The 15,523-nt window shown below is 67.9% G+C and carries 15 protein-coding genes and 1 riboswitch; of the genes, 8 read left to right on the top strand and 7 right to left on the bottom strand.

Annotated features, from left to right (window positions below; translation table 11 throughout):
- Positions 1-28: 28 nt before the first annotated feature.
- The 3 genes from ACQEVO_RS18425 to ACQEVO_RS18415 all read left to right on the top strand — a co-directional run bounded on the left by ACQEVO_RS18425 (position 29) and on the right by ACQEVO_RS18415 (position 3,066).
- Positions 29-1,192: a thiolase family protein gene (locus tag ACQEVO_RS18425; RefSeq protein ID WP_432914879.1), complete on the top strand. Its 1,164-nt coding sequence runs from the start codon at positions 29-31 to the stop codon at positions 1,190-1,192.
- Positions 1,193-1,199: 7 nt separating this feature from the next.
- Positions 1,200-2,348, top strand: a complete 1,149-nt coding sequence (locus tag ACQEVO_RS18420; protein WP_432914877.1) for an acyl-CoA dehydrogenase family protein — start codon at positions 1,200-1,202, stop codon at positions 2,346-2,348.
- A gap of 94 nt (positions 2,349-2,442) precedes the next feature.
- Complete coding sequence (locus tag ACQEVO_RS18415) at positions 2,443-3,066, top strand: hypothetical protein (RefSeq protein WP_432914876.1); 624 nt, start codon at positions 2,443-2,445, stop codon at positions 3,064-3,066.
- A gap of 99 nt (positions 3,067-3,165) precedes the next feature.
- Here ACQEVO_RS18415 and ACQEVO_RS18410 read toward each other — a convergent pair whose 3' ends face one another.
- The gene (locus tag ACQEVO_RS18410) at positions 3,166-4,020 is read right to left on the bottom strand and encodes a TIGR03619 family F420-dependent LLM class oxidoreductase (protein ID WP_432914874.1); all 855 of its coding nucleotides are present in this window, start codon (positions 4,018-4,020) and stop codon (positions 3,166-3,168) included.
- A 355-nt stretch (positions 4,021-4,375) separates the two neighbouring features.
- Between ACQEVO_RS18410 and ACQEVO_RS18405 the strand changes: the two genes are divergently transcribed.
- The 4 genes from ACQEVO_RS18405 to ACQEVO_RS18390 are packed head-to-tail and all read left to right on the top strand — an operon-like array spanning position 4,376 to position 9,107.
- The gene (locus tag ACQEVO_RS18405; RefSeq protein WP_432914872.1) at positions 4,376-5,614 is read left to right on the top strand and encodes an ABC transporter substrate-binding protein; all 1,239 of its coding nucleotides are present in this window, start codon (positions 4,376-4,378) and stop codon (positions 5,612-5,614) included.
- A 25-nt stretch (positions 5,615-5,639) separates the two neighbouring features.
- Positions 5,640-7,634: an ABC transporter permease gene (locus tag ACQEVO_RS18400; protein WP_432914870.1), complete on the top strand. Its 1,995-nt coding sequence runs from the start codon at positions 5,640-5,642 to the stop codon at positions 7,632-7,634.
- Positions 7,631-8,392, top strand: a complete 762-nt coding sequence (locus ACQEVO_RS18395; protein WP_432914868.1) for an ABC transporter ATP-binding protein — start codon at positions 7,631-7,633, stop codon at positions 8,390-8,392. Before ACQEVO_RS18400 ends, ACQEVO_RS18395 begins: the two co-directional genes overlap by 4 nt.
- Positions 8,385-9,107 carry an ABC transporter ATP-binding protein gene (locus tag ACQEVO_RS18390; RefSeq protein WP_432914866.1) on the top strand — a complete coding sequence of 241 codons (723 nt, stop codon included), beginning with the start codon at positions 8,385-8,387 and terminating at the stop codon, positions 9,105-9,107. The genes ACQEVO_RS18395 and ACQEVO_RS18390 overlap by 8 nt, the downstream gene beginning before the upstream one ends.
- Here the strand turns inward: ACQEVO_RS18390 and ACQEVO_RS18385 are convergent.
- From ACQEVO_RS18385 to ACQEVO_RS18360, 6 genes are all read right to left on the bottom strand, one after another.
- Positions 9,077-9,529, bottom strand: coding sequence for a 6,7-dimethyl-8-ribityllumazine synthase (locus tag ACQEVO_RS18385; RefSeq protein ID WP_432914864.1), 453 nt, complete (start codon positions 9,527-9,529; stop codon positions 9,077-9,079). The genes ACQEVO_RS18390 and ACQEVO_RS18385 overlap by 31 nt on opposite strands.
- A gap of 75 nt (positions 9,530-9,604) precedes the next feature.
- Positions 9,605-9,763: riboswitch (FMN riboswitch) on the bottom strand.
- A 60-nt stretch (positions 9,764-9,823) separates the two neighbouring features.
- On the bottom strand, positions 9,824-10,387 hold the full coding sequence (locus ACQEVO_RS18380) for a dihydrofolate reductase family protein (RefSeq protein ID WP_432914862.1): 564 nt from the start codon (positions 10,385-10,387) through the stop codon (positions 9,824-9,826).
- 295 nt (positions 10,388-10,682) lie between these two features.
- Positions 10,683-11,657, bottom strand: coding sequence for an NADPH:quinone oxidoreductase family protein (locus tag ACQEVO_RS18375; protein ID WP_432922775.1), 975 nt, complete (start codon positions 11,655-11,657; stop codon positions 10,683-10,685).
- A complete protein-coding gene (locus ACQEVO_RS18370; RefSeq protein ID WP_432914860.1) occupies positions 11,654-12,430 on the bottom strand; it encodes an enoyl-CoA hydratase-related protein in 777 nt (258 codons plus the stop codon). Before ACQEVO_RS18370 ends, ACQEVO_RS18375 begins: the two co-directional genes overlap by 4 nt.
- Positions 12,427-13,413, bottom strand: a complete 987-nt coding sequence (locus tag ACQEVO_RS18365; RefSeq protein ID WP_432922771.1) for a phosphotransferase family protein — start codon at positions 13,411-13,413, stop codon at positions 12,427-12,429. Before ACQEVO_RS18365 ends, ACQEVO_RS18370 begins: the two co-directional genes overlap by 4 nt.
- A 26-nt stretch (positions 13,414-13,439) precedes the next feature.
- Complete coding sequence (locus ACQEVO_RS18360; RefSeq protein WP_432914858.1) at positions 13,440-14,741, bottom strand: acyl-CoA dehydrogenase family protein; 1,302 nt, start codon at positions 14,739-14,741, stop codon at positions 13,440-13,442.
- 36 nt (positions 14,742-14,777) lie between these two features.
- Between ACQEVO_RS18360 and ACQEVO_RS18355 the strand changes: the two genes are divergently transcribed.
- On the top strand, positions 14,778-15,458 hold the full coding sequence (locus tag ACQEVO_RS18355; RefSeq protein ID WP_432914856.1) for a TetR/AcrR family transcriptional regulator: 681 nt from the start codon (positions 14,778-14,780) through the stop codon (positions 15,456-15,458).
- The last annotated feature ends 65 nt before the right edge of the window (positions 15,459-15,523 follow it).

The raw sequence follows: 15,523 nt of genomic DNA, 5'->3' as shown, positions 1-15,523 counted from the left end.
CCAGGAACGTGGAGAACGGAGTGGATAGATGCGGGAAGTAGTGATTGCCGGTGCGGTGCGTACGCCTGTCGGCAAACGGAAGGGCGGTCTGTCCGCGATGCACGCCGCGGACCTGTCCGCGGTGGTGTTGCGGGCGCTGGTCGAGCGTACCGGGGTGAGTCCGCAGCTCATCGACGATGTCGTGTGGGGTTGTGTTTCCCAGGTCGGTGATCAGTCGAGCAATATCGGCCGGTACGCCGTCCTGGCCGCGGGCTGGCCGGAATCCATCCCCGGAACGACGGTGAACCGGGCCTGCGGGTCGAGCCAGCAGGCCCTGGACTTCGCGGCGCAAGCGGTGATGTCGGGGCAGCAGGATGTGGTGGTGGCCGGTGGGGTCGAGGTGATGAGCCGGGTTCCGCTCGGTGCCGCCCGGGCCACCGGTCAGCCCTACGGCCCGGCGGTGCTGGAACGGTATGACGGATTCTCCTTCAACCAGGGCATCTCGGCCGAACTCATCGCGCAGAAATGGGGTTTCACCCGTACCGTCGTCGACGAGTACTCGGCGCGGTCGCACGAGCTGGCCGCCGCGGCGCAGGATCGCGGTGCCTTCGCCGATCAGATCGTCGAGGTCGTGGCTCCGGCCGGGGAGTTCACGGAGGGCGGTGCGATCACCGCCGACGAGGGGATCCGGCGTGGCACCAGCGCGGCGAAGCTGGCCGGCCTGAAACCGGCCTTCCAGGACGACGGTGTCATCCACGCCGGCAATTCCTCCCAGATTTCCGACGGCGCGGCCGCGTTGTTGATCACGACTCCCGAGCTGGCCGCTCAGCTGGGCCTGCGCCCCCTGGCCCGCTATCGGGCCGGCGCGGTCGCCGGTGCCGACCCGGTGCTCATGCTCACCGGGCCCATCCCCGCCACCGAGAAAGTGCTGAGCAAGGCGGGTCTCGCGCTCGCCGATATCGGGATCTTCGAGGTGAACGAGGCGTTCGCACCGGTCCCGCTGGCCTGGCTCGCCGAAACCGGTGCCGACCCGGCCCTGGTCAATCCGCTGGGCGGCGCCATCGCACTCGGCCATCCGCTCGGCGCCTCCGGCGCCGTCCTGATGACCCGGATGCTGCATCACATGCGCGACAACGGGATCCGCTACGGACTGCAAACCATGTGCGAAGGCGGCGGCACCGCCAACGCCACCGTCGTCGAACTCATCTCTTAGGAAGACAATGCGCCGCGATCTGTTCACCCCCGACCACGAGGCCTTCCGGGATCTCGCGCGGGAGTTCATCGAGAAAGAAATCGTCCCGAACTATCCCGAGTGGGAGAAGCAGGGACAGATGCCGCGCGAGGTGTTCCGCCAACTCGGCGGTCTCGGGCTGCTCGGCACGGCCGTCCCCGAGGAATACGGCGGTATGGGAACCCGCGACTACCGCTACAACGTGGTGCTCCAGGAGGAAGCGCAGCGGGCGCTGGTCACCTTGAGTACGGTCCGTACCCAGCTGGATGTGATCCTGCCGTACTTCCTCGAATACGCCGACCCGGAGCAGCGGGCCCGCTGGTTCCCCGGGCTGGCCGACGGCAGCTTGCTCACCGCCATCGCCATGACCGAACCCGGCACCGGCTCCGATCTGGCGGGTATCCGCACCACCGCCGTCCGCGACGGCGACCACTACATCCTCAACGGCGCGAAAACCTTCATCACCGGCGGCCTGCTCGCCGACCTGGTGATCGTGGTCGCGCGAACCGGTACCGATCCGGAGAACCGGCGTGCCGGGCTCACGCTGCTCGTGGTGGAGGGCGGAATGCCCGGGTTCACCCGCGGCCGGGTGCTGGACAAGATGGGCTGCAAGGTCCAGGACACGGTGGAGTTGTCGTTCACCGATGTCCGGGTGCCGGTGGCCAACCGGCTGGGGGAGGAGGGCGTCGCCTTCGGCTATCTGGGCCACAACCTGCCGCAGGAACGGATGACGGTGGCGGTGGGCTCGGTGGCGCAGGCGCGCGCCGCGGTGACAGCGACCATCGATTATGTGAAGGAACGCAAGGCCTTCGGGACACCGGTGGCGTCGTTCCAGAACACCAAGTTCGAACTCGCTGCGATGTCGGCGGAGGTCGAGGCGGCGCAGACCATGGTGGACCGGGCGGTGCTGGATCTGGTCGAGGGGCAGCTCTCCGGTGCGGATGCCGCCCGGGTGAAACTGTTCGCCACCGAAACCCAGGCCCGGGTCGTGGACCGCTGCCTGCAATTGTTCGGCGGGTACGGCTACATGATGGAGTATCCGATCGCCCGGCTCTACACCGATGCCCGCGTCGCCCGGATCTATGCCGGTACCAGCGAGGTCATGAAAGTTATCATTGCCAAAGACCTCGGTTTGTGATGTATAGCACACTGGATATTTCGGTGAGATGTGCGTCACAGAGCCGCGTTCGACCCTACTGTTTCAGCAGTTGGTTTATCGAACGGAGTACCCGGTGATCGGTTCGCGGGATGAACAGGCTGATTGCCCTTTGGAGACGGAATGCGGGGTCGGCGCCGGCCTCCATCCGGTCGATATCGTGCGCGCCCACGCCCGGCGGCATCCGCTGCGGCACCGGCTGGCGATCGTGGCCCCGAACACCGTGGACGCGGTGCAGTACGCGGGCGGTTTCATCTTCGACCGGATGATGGGCGGCTGGGAGGTCGTCGCCGTACTCACCGAACACGACGATGTCCGCCCGCTGGAGATCCTCGGCGCCACCGTCCTCGACCTGACCACCGCGATGGCCTCGCCTGTGCACGACACCTGGCCGGAGAGCGTCCTGCTGGCACCCGATGTTTTCGTCTCGCACGAATGGGTCCGCAAAGGCGCCCTGGACTGCCTCGACAAAGGTCTGGCCGAACTCTCCGTCTGGGGCGACGACCTCCCCGACGAACTCGCCCGCCGGGTCGCCACGGCGCATCACCGCCTGAGTACCGCCGCCCAGGCGTTCAAACGCTGCGCGCTCGCCGCCGCCGGAATTCCGGAGCGAGCCGACGAAGCCGTCGAAACATTCCACAGCGGTGAGGTGCTGCTGGCCGACTTGCGGGGCCGCCAGGCGCTGGTCCGCGCGGTCTGAGCTCCCGGTTCCCTCCCCGGGCGATGCGGTGTGTTGCCGGGCCGAGCCGGCTCCGGAGGGACCCGGCCTCCGGCAATCGACCGGCCGGGTTTTCCGGTGTCACCGGGTGAGAAATCGTTCGGCGAAGCCGGCGAGTTCGTCGCGCTGCTCGCCCGGGTCCGCCGAACTCGCGCTCATCACCACCCGGTCCACGCCCTGCGCGGTGAAGGCCGCGAGTCGTTCTTCGGTCATATCGAAACCGCTCCAGCGGGTGTATTCGAGCCGGCCCGGATCCCGGCCGGCTTCGGTGGCCGTCGCGCGCGCCAGCTCCCACTGCGACATCCGCTCGTCCGGGAGCAACGCACCGCCGGCGAAGTAGCCGTCGCCACGTGATCCGGCGCGGCGGGCGGCCGGGCGGCTCGACCCGCCGATATGGATCGGCAGTGTGGTGGCGCGATACGGCTTCGGGAACTGCACGAGGTTGTCGAAGGTGAAGAAGTCGCCGTGGAACGAAACACCGGTCTCGTCGCCGGACCACAGCAGCCGCAGGATGTCGATGGCCTCGTCGGCCCGGCGGCCCCGGGTGCGGAAGTCGACCCCGGTGGCCGCCGCTTCGGCGGGGAGCGCGCCCACTCCCACGGTCAGCAGGCGCATCCGTCCCTTGGACAGGACGTCGATGGTCGCCAGCTGTTTGGCCAGGACCACGGGGTTCCGGTAGGGCAGTAGCAGAACGCCGGTACCCAGTAGGAGCCGATCGGTGGCCGCCGCGACGTAGGCGAGCGTCTCGAGCGGGTCGAGGAACGGCAGCGTGGGCGGGACCTCGAACCCGTGCAACTGCGCACCCGGATGCAGTACGAGATGCTCGGGCAGATACAGCCCCTCGAACCCGTACTCCTCCGCGTACCGCGCATAGTCCGCGATCCGATCCGGGTCTGCGCCCAGGTGGGCGGTGCTGTAGCTGACGGCGAACTTCATGCTCTGCCTTCCGAGTCGGGGCGCGGCGCGATCCGGCCGGACCGCGCGACGACTCTGCGGACAACCGCCGCGGCCCGGAAAAATTCCCGCGCTCGAGCTGGTCCGGTTCGTCCGGAATTCGGCCAGCAAACCTTGTTATCCTTGACAGGATTGATGTAATGTCGATCACGCTGAAAGTCGGTCCCGCGCGCCGGGAACGCCTGTCAGCCAGGTATTTCCGCTGTCGTTCCCGGAACTCGGGTCGGCTGCCGGTTCGGTGCGCCGGCCGGCCCCGGCTGCCGTCGGCAACCACGTCCACGCGCTGGGCAACTTCCCGGAATCGGAAACGCGGCACGGTCGATGATGGATGGCAGACGTGAAGAAGATCTTTCCGATGGGCGTGCTGGGTCTTGCCGCGGCGCTGGTACTTTCGGCGTGTGGCGGTTCGGGCGCGGGCGACGAGCTCAGCGGTACCGCGGCCACCGGTGAACCCATTGTCGTGGGCGCGCAGGCGCCGCTGAAGGGTGCCACGGCGTACCCGCAGAGCGGGTTCGGGATCGAAGCGGCCGAGTACTACATCAACGAGGTGCTGGGCGGAATCCACGGACGTCCCGTCGAGGTGGATGTATGCAGCGGCGACGGCAGCCCGGAGACATCGATCAACTGCGCGAACGGGTTCGTATCGAAAAAGGTTCCGCTCGTCATCGATGCGGTGGACCAGAGTATGGGCGCGGCGGTGCCGATTCTGGGGTCGGCGAATATCCCGATCATCGGTACGCTGGCCGGATCCTTCGTCGCCGACAAGGCCGGTTACGGCAAGGCCTTCTACTTCACCGGCCCGGTTTCGTTCGCGTCGCTGAGCAGTATGACGCTGTTCGATTCGATGGGTAAGAAATCGGCGTCGCTGGCGGTCAACGAATCGCCGACCAGTCACGCCTACGTCGACGATCTGATCCGGCCCATCGCCGAGAACCTGGGCATCGATATCAAGGTGCAGTATCCGCCCGCCGCGGGGGCGAATCTCAATGTCGTCGCGGCGACCCAGATCTCGGACACACCGGATGTCGCCGGGGTGATCGCACTGCCCGAGGACGCCTGCACGGCATTGTTCACCGCATTGCGGCGGCAGGGATACGACGGCACGATTCTCGCGGGTTCGTGCTCCCAGTTCATCGACGAGATGGGGGCGCAGGGCGCGGGTATCGTCACCCAGCCGCGGCTGTGGGTCCCGCTCGCGAAGGAATCGGCGCCGCCGAAGGTCCAGGAAGAGCTGGATATCTTCGAGATGTCCATGCAGGCCGTGGGGCACGGGGAAGAACTGTCGTCCCGCTCGCTGTACACATTCGCCGCGCTGGTGAATATCGCGAATGTCCTGAACGCGGCCGGTACGCAGGAGATCACGGCGCAGTCGGTGACCGCGGCCTTCGAGAAGGTCACCGATTTCGAATCGTTCGCGGGCCCCACCGTGACCTGCGACGGCAAACAGTGGCCCGATGTCGCGACCACCTGCAACGCGCAGGCGATCTTCTTCGAGGTCCAGCAGGACGGCACGCTCGCCCCGGTGAACGAGGCGGGGTACGTCGATCTGGATCTGTCCGCGCTGCCGAAGCCCTGATCGCCGGCGGTAGCGGAGCATTCCGATGGATACGTATCTACAGTTCGTAGTGCTCGGCCTCGGGCTCGGGGCCGTCTACATCGGCCTGGCGAACGGCCTGCTGCTGGTCTACCGGGCGACGGGGATCATCAATTTCGCGCAGGGCGCCACGGCGATGTGGGGCGCGTACGTGTTCGCGCAGCTCGGCCGGGACGGCACGCTGGTGCTGCCGATCGGGAGTGTGCGTTTCCCGGAGCCACCGCCGATGGGGGTGTCCGTTTCGATCGGGCTGGTTTCGGCTGTCGCGGTCGGACTGCTCACGCATTACCTGGTTTTCCGCCCGGTCCGCCACGCACCGGCGCTGGCGCAGGTGGTCGTTTCCGTCGCGTTGATGCTGACGATGCAGGCGCTGGTGGTGATCCGGTTCGGCCCGAACAATATTCCCGTCGACGAACTGATCCCGTCGGGTTCGGTGGAATTGTTCGGTACCCGGCTCTCCTCCGCCGAACTCGTCATGGCGGCGATCATGCTGACGACCTCGGTGCTGATCTGGGCGTATTTCCGGTTCACCCGGCTGGGCGCGGCGACGCGGGCGGCGGCGGCGAACGAGCGCGGCGCCACCCTGCTCGGCTTCTCGCCGGATAGGCTGGCGGCGATCGCCACGGTCGGGGCGGCGGTTGTCGGCACCCTCGGGGTGATGCTCGGGTCGAGTCTGACCGGGCTCAACCCACAGAATTACACGTTGCTCGTCGTGCCGGCGCTGGCGGTGCTGCTGGTGGCCCGGATGGAGTCGATCGGTGTGCTCGCTCTCGCCGCACTGCTATTGGGTGCCTTCCAATCCCTGGTGAATCTCTTCACCGGCAAGGAGTGGTGGCCGGTGTGGGCGGCGTCGGGACTGGACCAGGTGGTCCCGTTCGTGGTGGTCATCGTGATCCTGCTGGTGTTCGGTAGCAGGTTGCCGTCCCGGGGAGCGCTGCAGACGATCAAACTGCCGGATGTGAAAACTCCGGTTTTCCGCCCGGTTCCGGCGCTCGCCCTGCTCGTGGTGCTGGGTGTCGTACTGGCGGTGGCTTCGAGCACCTATCGGTTCGGGCTCACCTACTCGATAATCCTGATGCTGCTCGCACTGTCGTATGTGGTGATCACCGGCTATCTCGGCCAGATATCGCTGGCGCAGACCGCGTTCGCCGGCGCCGCGGGGTTCACCCTGTCGAAGCTCACCACCGACTGGAATATGCCGATGCTGCTCGCGGTGCTGCTCAGCGCGCTGGTCGCGGCGTTCCTCGGGATGCTGGTCGCCCTGCCCGCGTTCCGGATCCGCGGCGCCCAGCTCGCCATCGTGACGATCGCGGCCGCGCTGGCCATCGAACGATTCGTGTTCAACAACTACAGTTTGACGCCGGCCTCGGGGAATCCGATCGCGAACCCGGACCTGTTCGGGCTGAACCTCGGCGTCCGCGCGGGCAGCGAGATCGCCCGGCTGCCGTTCTCGCTGATGGTGCTCGTCCTCGCCGCCCTCGTCGTCTGGGCGTTCATCCGGCTCGCCGCGGGGGATACCGGCCGCACGTTTCTCGCGGTGCGAGCGAACGAGCGGGCCGCCGCCTCGGTGGGTATCGATGTGCGGCGCACGAAACTCCTCGGATTCGGCCTCTCGGCGTTCATCGCCGGCCTGGCGGGGTGCCTGATCGGCTACAGCGCCGGGCAATTGTCCGCGGAATCGTTCACCGTATTCGTGGGCCTGCAGGTGCTCGCGGTCGCTTACCTCGGTGGCATCACCTCGTTCAGCGGGGCCGCCATCGCAGGTGTCCTCGGCCCGCTCGGAATTCTCTACGTGCTGATCCACGAGGTGCTCGAGCTCGGCGATTACTACGCGCTGATCTCCGGTATCGCGCTTATCGTCACCGCCGTCCTCAACCCGGTCGGTATGGCCGGCGAGGCCGGCCGGGTCGCGGATCGCCTGCGCGCTCGCCGGCGGCCGGTGGCGCCGGCGGCCGGCCCGCACACCACAGACCGTGCGCGAGAGGCGGTGGGCCGACCATGAGCGAGGGGCTGTCGACCGAGAATCTGACGGTTCGCTACGGGGGAGTGGTGGCGAACGAAAATGTCACCCTCGCAGTGGAACCCGGTGAGATCGTGGGGCTCATCGGACCCAACGGCGCCGGCAAGACCTCGTTCGTCGACGCGATCACCGGATTCACCGCCGCCGAAGGGTCGGTGACGCTCGACGGCGCCGACCTGACGCGGCTCGCGCCCCATCGGCGGCGCCGGGCAGGACTGTCGCGCACCTGGCAATCGGGTGAGCTGTTCGGCAACCTCAGTGCCGCCGAAAACGTCACGGCCGCATTGCGTCCCGGCGGTTTCTCGACCGTTCTCACCGATCTCTTCGGCCGTCGCCGCCACGGGGCCGATCCGGCGGTCGCCGAGGCACTGGACGCGGTCGGTCTCGGCGCGGTGGGTGCCACCCCGGCCCGGGACCTGACGCTGGGGCAGCAGAAACTGGCCGGTGTCGCGCGGGCACTGGTGGGCAACTGCCGCATCCTGCTGCTGGACGAACCCGCCGCCGGGCTCGACAGCCGGGAAAGCGGCGATTTCGCCGAACGGGTCCGCGGCGTCGCCGCGCGCGGTCCGGGAGTGCTGCTGATCGACCACGACATCTCGCTCGTGCTCGGGGTATGCGATCGCGTCTACGTCATGGAATTCGGCCGCATCATCTTCTCCGGCACACCGGCCGAGGCACGGGTGGATCCGGGCGTGATCGCCGCCTATCTCGGAGCGCCGATGGAGCAGACAGATGACTGAGGCTGTGCTGGTGGCCGACCGACTCGTCGCCGGTTACCACGGGATACCCGCGGTCCAGGGACTGGATCTCGCCGTCGCCGCCGGTGAGGTGCTGACACTGCTCGGGCCCAACGGCGCCGGCAAGACCACGACACTGCTGACACTGGCCGGCCTGCTGCCGCGCATGGGCGGCCGCGCGACGATCCTCGGCACCCCGGTCGACCACCGGCGGCCCTACCGGACGGCCCGCCGGGGAATGCGCCTGGTCCCCGATGATCGCGGGTTGTTCGCCCCGCTGACCGTCGCGGAGCACCTTCGCCTCGCCGCTGCGCGGCCCGACCCGGAGCGGGAGAAATCGGTGCTCGCCCGGTTCCCCGCGCTGGAAGGTCTGCGCGGGCGGAAGGTGGGTCTGCTGTCCGGTGGTGAGCAGCAGATGCTGGCCATCGCCGCGGCGCTGGTGGCGCGGCCGAAGGTGCTCATGGTCGACGAGATGAGCCTGGGCCTGGCGCCGATGGTCGTCCGGAACATCCTGCCCGCGATCCGCGAGATCGCCCGCGCGGAAGGTATCGCGGTCCTGCTGGTGGAACAACACGTCGAACTCGCGCTCGCCGTATCCGACCGCGCGATCGTGCTCAACCACGGGCGGGTGGTGCTGTCCGGCGCCGCCGGACAGCTGCTCGCCGACCGTGCGAAACTGACCGCCGCCTATTTCGACGGCACCGCAACCTCCCCGTGAACGGTGGCCGCGACGGCGTCGGCCAGTTCGGTGCCCTTGATCTCGAAATGCCGCGTGAAGTACGTCAGATGCTCGGTGTGCTCGTGGAAATGATGCGGGGTGAGCACCGCCGAGAACACCGGGACGTCGGTCTCGAGCTGGATCCGCATGAGCGCGTCCACCACGGTCGACGCCACGAAATCGTGCCGGTAGATACCACCGTCGACCACCAGCGCGCAGCCCGCGAGCGCGGCGTAGCGGCCGGTGGCGGCCAGCCGTTTGATACGTAGTGGGATCTCGAAGGCCCCGGGTACTTCGACGACTTCGACCTCGGTGAATCCGTGCTCGGCGAGCCGGGCCCGGCACGACTGCACCGCCCGGTCGACGATATCGGCGTGCCAGCGGGCGGCGACGAGAGCGATGCGGTTCGGGGTGGGCGACATATGTACTCCTCTTCGCTATGTCACCCAGGGCATGGCAACGCGAACAGGAGCGGCCCGCGCGCGGGCACTCCGGCGCCGCGTTCTCTTTCATCCGGACTGTGACCGTCGGCTCCGGAATCGCACCGGGATCTGCTCGACCCACCCCGGAGGGTGGCGCTCGCGGGCTCGTGCCTCCGGGTCGGCCCGGATGCCATTACCGCCGGTGGGGAATTCCACCCCGCCCTGAGAACGTGTACAGCCCGGACTCTAACAACGCCCGGCCGGCGCGGTACCGGCGCCCCCGGCGGCCATCGATCAACCCCTTTTCGGGCGGTAGGCGCGGCCGAAGCTGCGCGGGCTGTGGTCGTAGATCTCGGCCAGTTCCCAGTCGATCCGGCGGCCGCCCGGAACGTCGAAGATGCGGATACCGTCACCGAGGAAGACCGGCGCGACGAAAACCTGCAGTTCGTCGATCAGGTCGTGTTCGAGCGCCTGGCGCGCGATATCGGCGCTGATGATCTGGATGTCGCGGTCGCCGGCGATCTCCTGGGCGCGCCGGATCGCCTCCCGGATATCGCAGTTCAGCGCGACGACGGTGGGATCATCGGCGAGCTCCTCCGGGCGGTGGGTGAGGATGAACTCGGTCCCCGACCACGCGCCCCCGTAGGCCGCCGAGGTCAGCTCGTCCCGTTCGTCGCGCTGGGCGATCGCCGCGTCGTAGCCGGCCCGGCCGGAGATGATCACGGCGACATTCGCGGCCAAGCCCTCCGTGGTGCCCTCGGCGGAGGGTTCCGTGGCCGACAACCAGCTCATATCGTGCCCCGGTCCGGCGATGAAGCCGTCGATCGAGCACGTGAACCCCCACGCGACCCTGCCCATGTTCACTCCCGCACCCCGTAGCGGCCGGCCGGCGGGCGCCGGGGTCCGCGTCGCCGGCTCGGAAGTAGGACCTTCCCGTTATACGGACGAGCCGGCGACACCGAACTCATCGGTCGCGGGCCGCGCCGCCCGCCGCGGGGCAGCCGGGCTCGTGGACAAGCCGAAACCGCGGAACCCGGGCATTGCGGGGAGATCTCTCCGCAATGGCGAAGGCGACTTCGAATTCCGTGGACCCGGCCCGGCCGCATGTCGAGCAAGGTGTGTCCCGGGGGCGAATCCGATGTCCCGTCGATGCTCAGGTGTCCAGATCGAGCAGTATCTTGCCGACCGCGCGCCCGGCTGCGACTTCGTGCAGCGCCGCGGCCGCCTGTTCGAGGGGGAACACAGCACCGATATGGGGTGAGACGCGGCCGGAGCTCAGCAGGCCGGTGAGTTCTTCCTCGTTCCGGGTGAATTCCTCCGGCGGAATGTCCCGGAACTGGAAACCGAGGATGTGCAGTCCTTTGACCAGCACCAGATTCAGCGGGATGCGGGGGACGGTGCCGGCGGCGTAGCCGATGGTGACGAAACGTCCACCGCGAGCCAGGGAACGCAGGGCGGGTTCGGACAGGTCGCCACCGACCGGATCGAGGACGGCGGCGGCGCCGTCGGGGACGGCGGTACGGAGTTGTTCGCGCAGGTCGCCGTTGCGGTGGTCGATCAGGTGGGTCGCGCCGTAGGAGTGAGCGGTGGCCAGTTTGGCGGCCGAGGACGCCACCGCGACCACTTCCGCGCCGAGCGTCACCGCCAACTGCACCGCCGCCAGGCCCACCCCGCCGCCCGCACCGAGCACGATCACGGTGTCGCCCGGGCGAATCCGCGCCACCGAGCGCAACGAGTGGTAGGCGGTGCGGTAGGCGACGCCGAACGCGGCCGCCGTGTGATAGTCCACCCCGTCCGGGATCCGGGTGAGATTCGCCGCGGGGCAGAGGACCTGATCGGCGAAGGCACCGTAGAGGCCGGTGCCGGTGACCCGATCACCGGCCGCGAAGCCCGCGCAATCGAGTCCCGATTCGACCACCTCCCCGGCGAATTCACTGCCGGGGACGAAAGGCGGTGGCACGGTGATCTGGTACTTCCCGCCGATCAACAGCACATCGGGAAAGTTGACGGCCGCGGCATGTACCCGCACCCGGACCTGCCCCGTGCTGGGTACGGGCGCGGGGCGCTGCTCGAGCCGCAGGACGTCGGGTGTCCCGTATTCGGGACAGACCACCGCCCGGACGGTCATTTCCCCTGCCACACCGGCTCTCGCTTCTCCATGAACGCCGTAGCGCCCTCTTTGGCGTCGGCGCTGGCGAAGACCACGCTCTGCCAGTGCCGCAGCCGTTCGGTCGCCGCGGCCGGGTCGGTGACCGAGAGGCGTACGAGTTCCTTACAGGCCGCGACACCCAGCGGTCCGTTGGCGGCGATCCGTTCGGCGAACGCGATCGCGGTGCCGAGTACCTGGTCCGCCGGCGTCACCGCGTTGAACAGGCCGATCTCGTATCCGCGGGCGGCCGTGAAGAATTCGCCGGTCAACGTGAGCTGCAAGGCGATGCCGAGGGGTATGCGCTCGGCGATATAGGTGCCGCCGCCACCGGGGAAGAGTCCGCGCTGTACCTCCGGGAGCCCGAATTTCGCGGTATCGGCGGCAACGATCAGATCGCAGCCCAGCAGCAGTTCCAGCCCGCCGCCCACGGCTGTACCGTTGGCGGCGCCGATCACGGGAACCTCCACCTTGCCCCGCGTGAGGCGCTGGAAGGCCCGGTTCTCCGGCGTATCGCCGAACCCGATGTCCTCGCCGCCGGAGAACGCCCGCAGATCCATACCCGAACAGAACGCCTTCTCCCCGGCAGCGGTGAGCACGAGAGCCCGGATCTGGGGATCTTTCTCGGCGGCCAGCACCGTCGCACCGATGCCGGCGATCAGGTTCCCGTTGAGGGCATTGCGGGCCTGCGGGCGGTTCAGGGTGAGAATCGTGACCGCGCCGCGGTTGTCCACCAGGAATTCGTCATCACTCATGAGCGGTACCCCGTCGTTTCCGCGAGTTCGGCGGCCGAGCGCATGAGTTCGGGCACGATCGGGCCGAAGGATTGCAATTTCACATCGTCGCCCGCGCGCTGGAAACCCTGTTCCAGAACGATGGCGAGTTTCCATTTGGCGAGCACCAGGTAGTAGTCGAGATCGTCGACCTGGCGTCCGGACACTTCCGCATAATGCGCCACCACCTGATCGCGGGACGGCATATCGCGCATATCCACATAACCGGACTCGTCGGGCACCGACGTATCCTCCGGCCAGCCCTGGACCATCCACGCCAGATCCAGTTTCGGATCGCCGACCGTGCCCATCTCCCAGTCCACGATCGCGGCGAGCCGCGCGGGGGCGCCGTGGCGGTACATGACATTGGCGAACTGGTAGTCGCCGTGCATGAGGCCGGGAATGTAATCCAGCGGGCGGTGGTCGCGCAGCCAGCGGGTCGCGGTGTCCATCCCCTCCAATTCGCGGCCCTTGATCCGTTCGAAGAACCCGGTCCACCGGGCGACCTGGCGTTCGTGGAACCCGTCCGGCCGGCCCAGATCGTGCAGGCCGCGCTCGCGCCAATCCACCTTGGACAACAGGGCGATACCCTCGGCGAGCTGGTAGGACAGGCCCGCGCGGGCGGCGGGGTCGGTATCGAACGGCGCCGGCCAGACCCGGCGCAGATCCATCGGCGACCAGCCGTCCACGAAACCCATCAGATAGAAAGTGCGGCCGAGCACGGAGGTGTCGGTGCAGACTGCGACGGCGGGCGTATGCGGCACATCGGTGCCGTCCAGGGCTTCGATGATCCGCCATTCCCGCACGATGCCCTTGTCCCGGTCGGCCGGGGCGTGGGCGGGCGGGATGCGGAGTACACACCGGTGTTCGCCGCGGGTGATCTCATAGATCTCGTTCTGTGTACCGCCGGAGAGAAACCGGGTCCGCAGCGGTTCGCCCTTGCCCGGAAGTCCGGACTCGTCCATCCATTTCGCCAGTGGCGCGAAGTCGATCACAGGTTGTCCGCCTCTGCGTTCAGGTATTCGGCGTATTTGGCGCGGGCCGCCTCGAGTCGCCGGGGTATCCATTCGGTGGGCCAGTCGTCGTCGCTGGGGCGGTAATCGCGCAGCACTTGTTTGGCGACGGTCATCTTGTGGACCTCGGTGGGTCCGTCGGCCAGCCCCATGACCCCGGCGCCGTGGATCATGGTGAAGAACGGCATCTCGTTGGTGGTGCCGAGGGCGCCGTGTACCTGCATGGCCCGCCAGGCGATATCGTGCAGGACGGCCGGCATCACGACCTTCACCGCGGCGATATCCTTGCGGACCTTCTTGTAGTCGTTGTATTTGTCGATCTCCCAGGCCGTGTACAGCACCATCAGCCGGAACTGTTTGAGCTGGGCATAGGAGTCGGCGATATAGCCCTGGACGAACTGTTTGTCCGCGAGGCGGCTGCCGGCTGTTTCGCGGCTCAGCGCTCGTTCGCACATCATGTCCAGCGCCTTCTGCGCCAGGCCGATCGTGCGCATGGCGTGATGGATGCGCCCGCCGCCGAGCCGCGTCTGCGCGATCACGAAAGCTTGGCCCTCGCCGCCGAGGAGGGCTTCGGCGGGTACCCGGACGTTGTTGTAATGGATGAGCGCGTGTGAGCCGTCGTTCAGTGGCTCCCCGGCCAGCCCGATATTGCGTTCGATCTCGATTCCCGGGGTATCGGCGGGGACGAGGAACATCGACATGCCCTTGTAGGGGCTCACGGCCGGGTCGGTCACCGCCATGACGATCAGGAACGCCGCGGTACGGGCGTTGGAGGAGAAGAACTTCCGGCCGTTGATCACCCAGTCGTCGCCGTCGCGTTCGGCCCGGGTGCGGAACAGTGTCGGATCCGCGCCGGCCTGGGGTTCGGTCATCGAGTAGCAGGAGAACAGTTCGCCGTCGAGCAACGGCCGCAGATACTTCTGCTTCTGCGCCTCGGTGCCGTAGTGGGCGATGATCTCGGCGTTACCCGTATCCGGAGCCTGGCAGCCGAAGACGATCGGCGCCCAGGAACTACGGCCCAGGATCTCGTTGAGCAGCGCGAGTTTCAGCTGTCCGTAACCCTGGCCACCCAAGTCGGGACCCAGATGGGTCGCCCAGAGGCCCTGCTCCCGGACCCGCTGTTTGAGCGGATCGATCGCCGCCCGGCGGGCGCCCTCCAGCGGCACGAACTGTTGATGCGGCCAGATGAGGTCGAGTGGTTCCACCTCGTCCCGGACAAACGTATCGGCCCAGTCCAGTTTCGCCTGGAAGTCGGGTTCGGTCTCGAAATCCCATGCCATTTGCGCCTCCTCTCGTTTGGTGAGAATATCCTTCTTGTGGACAAGAATGCAATTCTTCCGGAATCGGGGCTGGTCGGCCGGATCGCCCGGAAGGCGGTGGCCGAACGGGAAGCCGAATACGCCGGCGAGATCCGCCGGCTGCTGGATGCGACCCTTGATCAGGTGCGGCGGTGCGGCCCGAACGCGCGGCCGCGGGTGGCCGATATCGTGGCCGCCGCCGGACTGTCCAACGACGCGTTCTATCGCCATTTCCGGTCCAAGGATGAGTTGATGGCGGCGGTGCTGGCCGATGGCGCGGAACGGCTGGCGGACTATGTCGCGCACCGGATGGCGAAGCAATCGCGACCCCGGGATCGGGTACGGAGCTGGGTCGCGGCGATTCTGGCGCAGGCGGAATCGGGAAGTGCGGCCGATACCCGGGCGGTGCTGTGCCAGACCGGCGCGCTCGGTGCGGATCTGGTGGCCGGCCAGGCCGGATCGGCGCCCCGGCGGCTCGCCGTCCTGCTGCACGAGCCGTTGCGGGAACTCGGTGTGCGCGAACCGGAGTACTGCGCCGGGCTGCTCGCCTACGCGGCGGTGGGCAAACTGTCGGAGCATCTGTGGGCGGCCACCGAGCCGGACCCCGCGGAGGTCGAGCGACTGGTGGATTTCTGCCTGTCGGCGGCTGCCGCGGCGGCGGATCCGGCATCCGGGCCGGGAGTGCCGGAAGGGCGCTGAGCGGCCGGTGGGAAGCGGCGGACACGCGGGGTCCGGCGCGGCCTCGGCCTACCGGCTACCCAACC

The sequence above is a fragment of the Nocardia sp. CA-290969 genome (genome assembly GCF_050936135.1).
Lineage (GTDB): Bacteria > Actinomycetota > Actinomycetes > Mycobacteriales > Mycobacteriaceae > Nocardia.
Note: the sequence above shows the minus strand (reverse complement) of the source record. Positions and strands in the feature narration are given on the sequence as shown.

Bases quoted from the DNA above. Each gene is read 5' to 3' on its own strand.
- ACQEVO_RS18380 (WP_432914862.1), bottom strand. From the start codon at position 10,387: ATGGGCAGGGTCGCGTGGGGGTTCACGTGCTCGATCGACGGCTTCATC.
- ACQEVO_RS18395 (WP_432914868.1), top strand. From the start codon at position 7,631: ATGAGCGAGGGGCTGTCGACCGAGAATCTGACGGTTCGCTACGGGGGA.
- ACQEVO_RS18385 (WP_432914864.1), bottom strand. From the start codon at position 9,529: ATGTCGCCCACCCCGAACCGCATCGCTCTCGTCGCCGCCCGCTGGCAC.
- ACQEVO_RS18365 (WP_432922771.1), bottom strand. From the start codon at position 13,413: ATGGACGAGTCCGGACTTCCGGGCAAGGGCGAACCGCTGCGGACCCGG.
- ACQEVO_RS18425 (WP_432914879.1), top strand. From the start codon at position 29: ATGCGGGAAGTAGTGATTGCCGGTGCGGTGCGTACGCCTGTCGGCAAA.
- ACQEVO_RS18360 (WP_432914858.1), bottom strand. From the start codon at position 14,741: ATGGCATGGGATTTCGAGACCGAACCCGACTTCCAGGCGAAACTGGAC.
- ACQEVO_RS18390 (WP_432914866.1), top strand. From the start codon at position 8,385: ATGACTGAGGCTGTGCTGGTGGCCGACCGACTCGTCGCCGGTTACCAC.
- ACQEVO_RS18375 (WP_432922775.1), bottom strand. From the start codon at position 11,657: ATGACCGTCCGGGCGGTGGTCTGTCCCGAATACGGGACACCCGACGTC.
- ACQEVO_RS18370 (WP_432914860.1), bottom strand. From the start codon at position 12,430: ATGAGTGATGACGAATTCCTGGTGGACAACCGCGGCGCGGTCACGATT.
- ACQEVO_RS18410 (WP_432914874.1), bottom strand. From the start codon at position 4,020: ATGAAGTTCGCCGTCAGCTACAGCACCGCCCACCTGGGCGCAGACCCG.
- ACQEVO_RS18400 (WP_432914870.1), top strand. From the start codon at position 5,640: ATGGATACGTATCTACAGTTCGTAGTGCTCGGCCTCGGGCTCGGGGCC.
- ACQEVO_RS18420 (WP_432914877.1), top strand. From the start codon at position 1,200: ATGCGCCGCGATCTGTTCACCCCCGACCACGAGGCCTTCCGGGATCTC.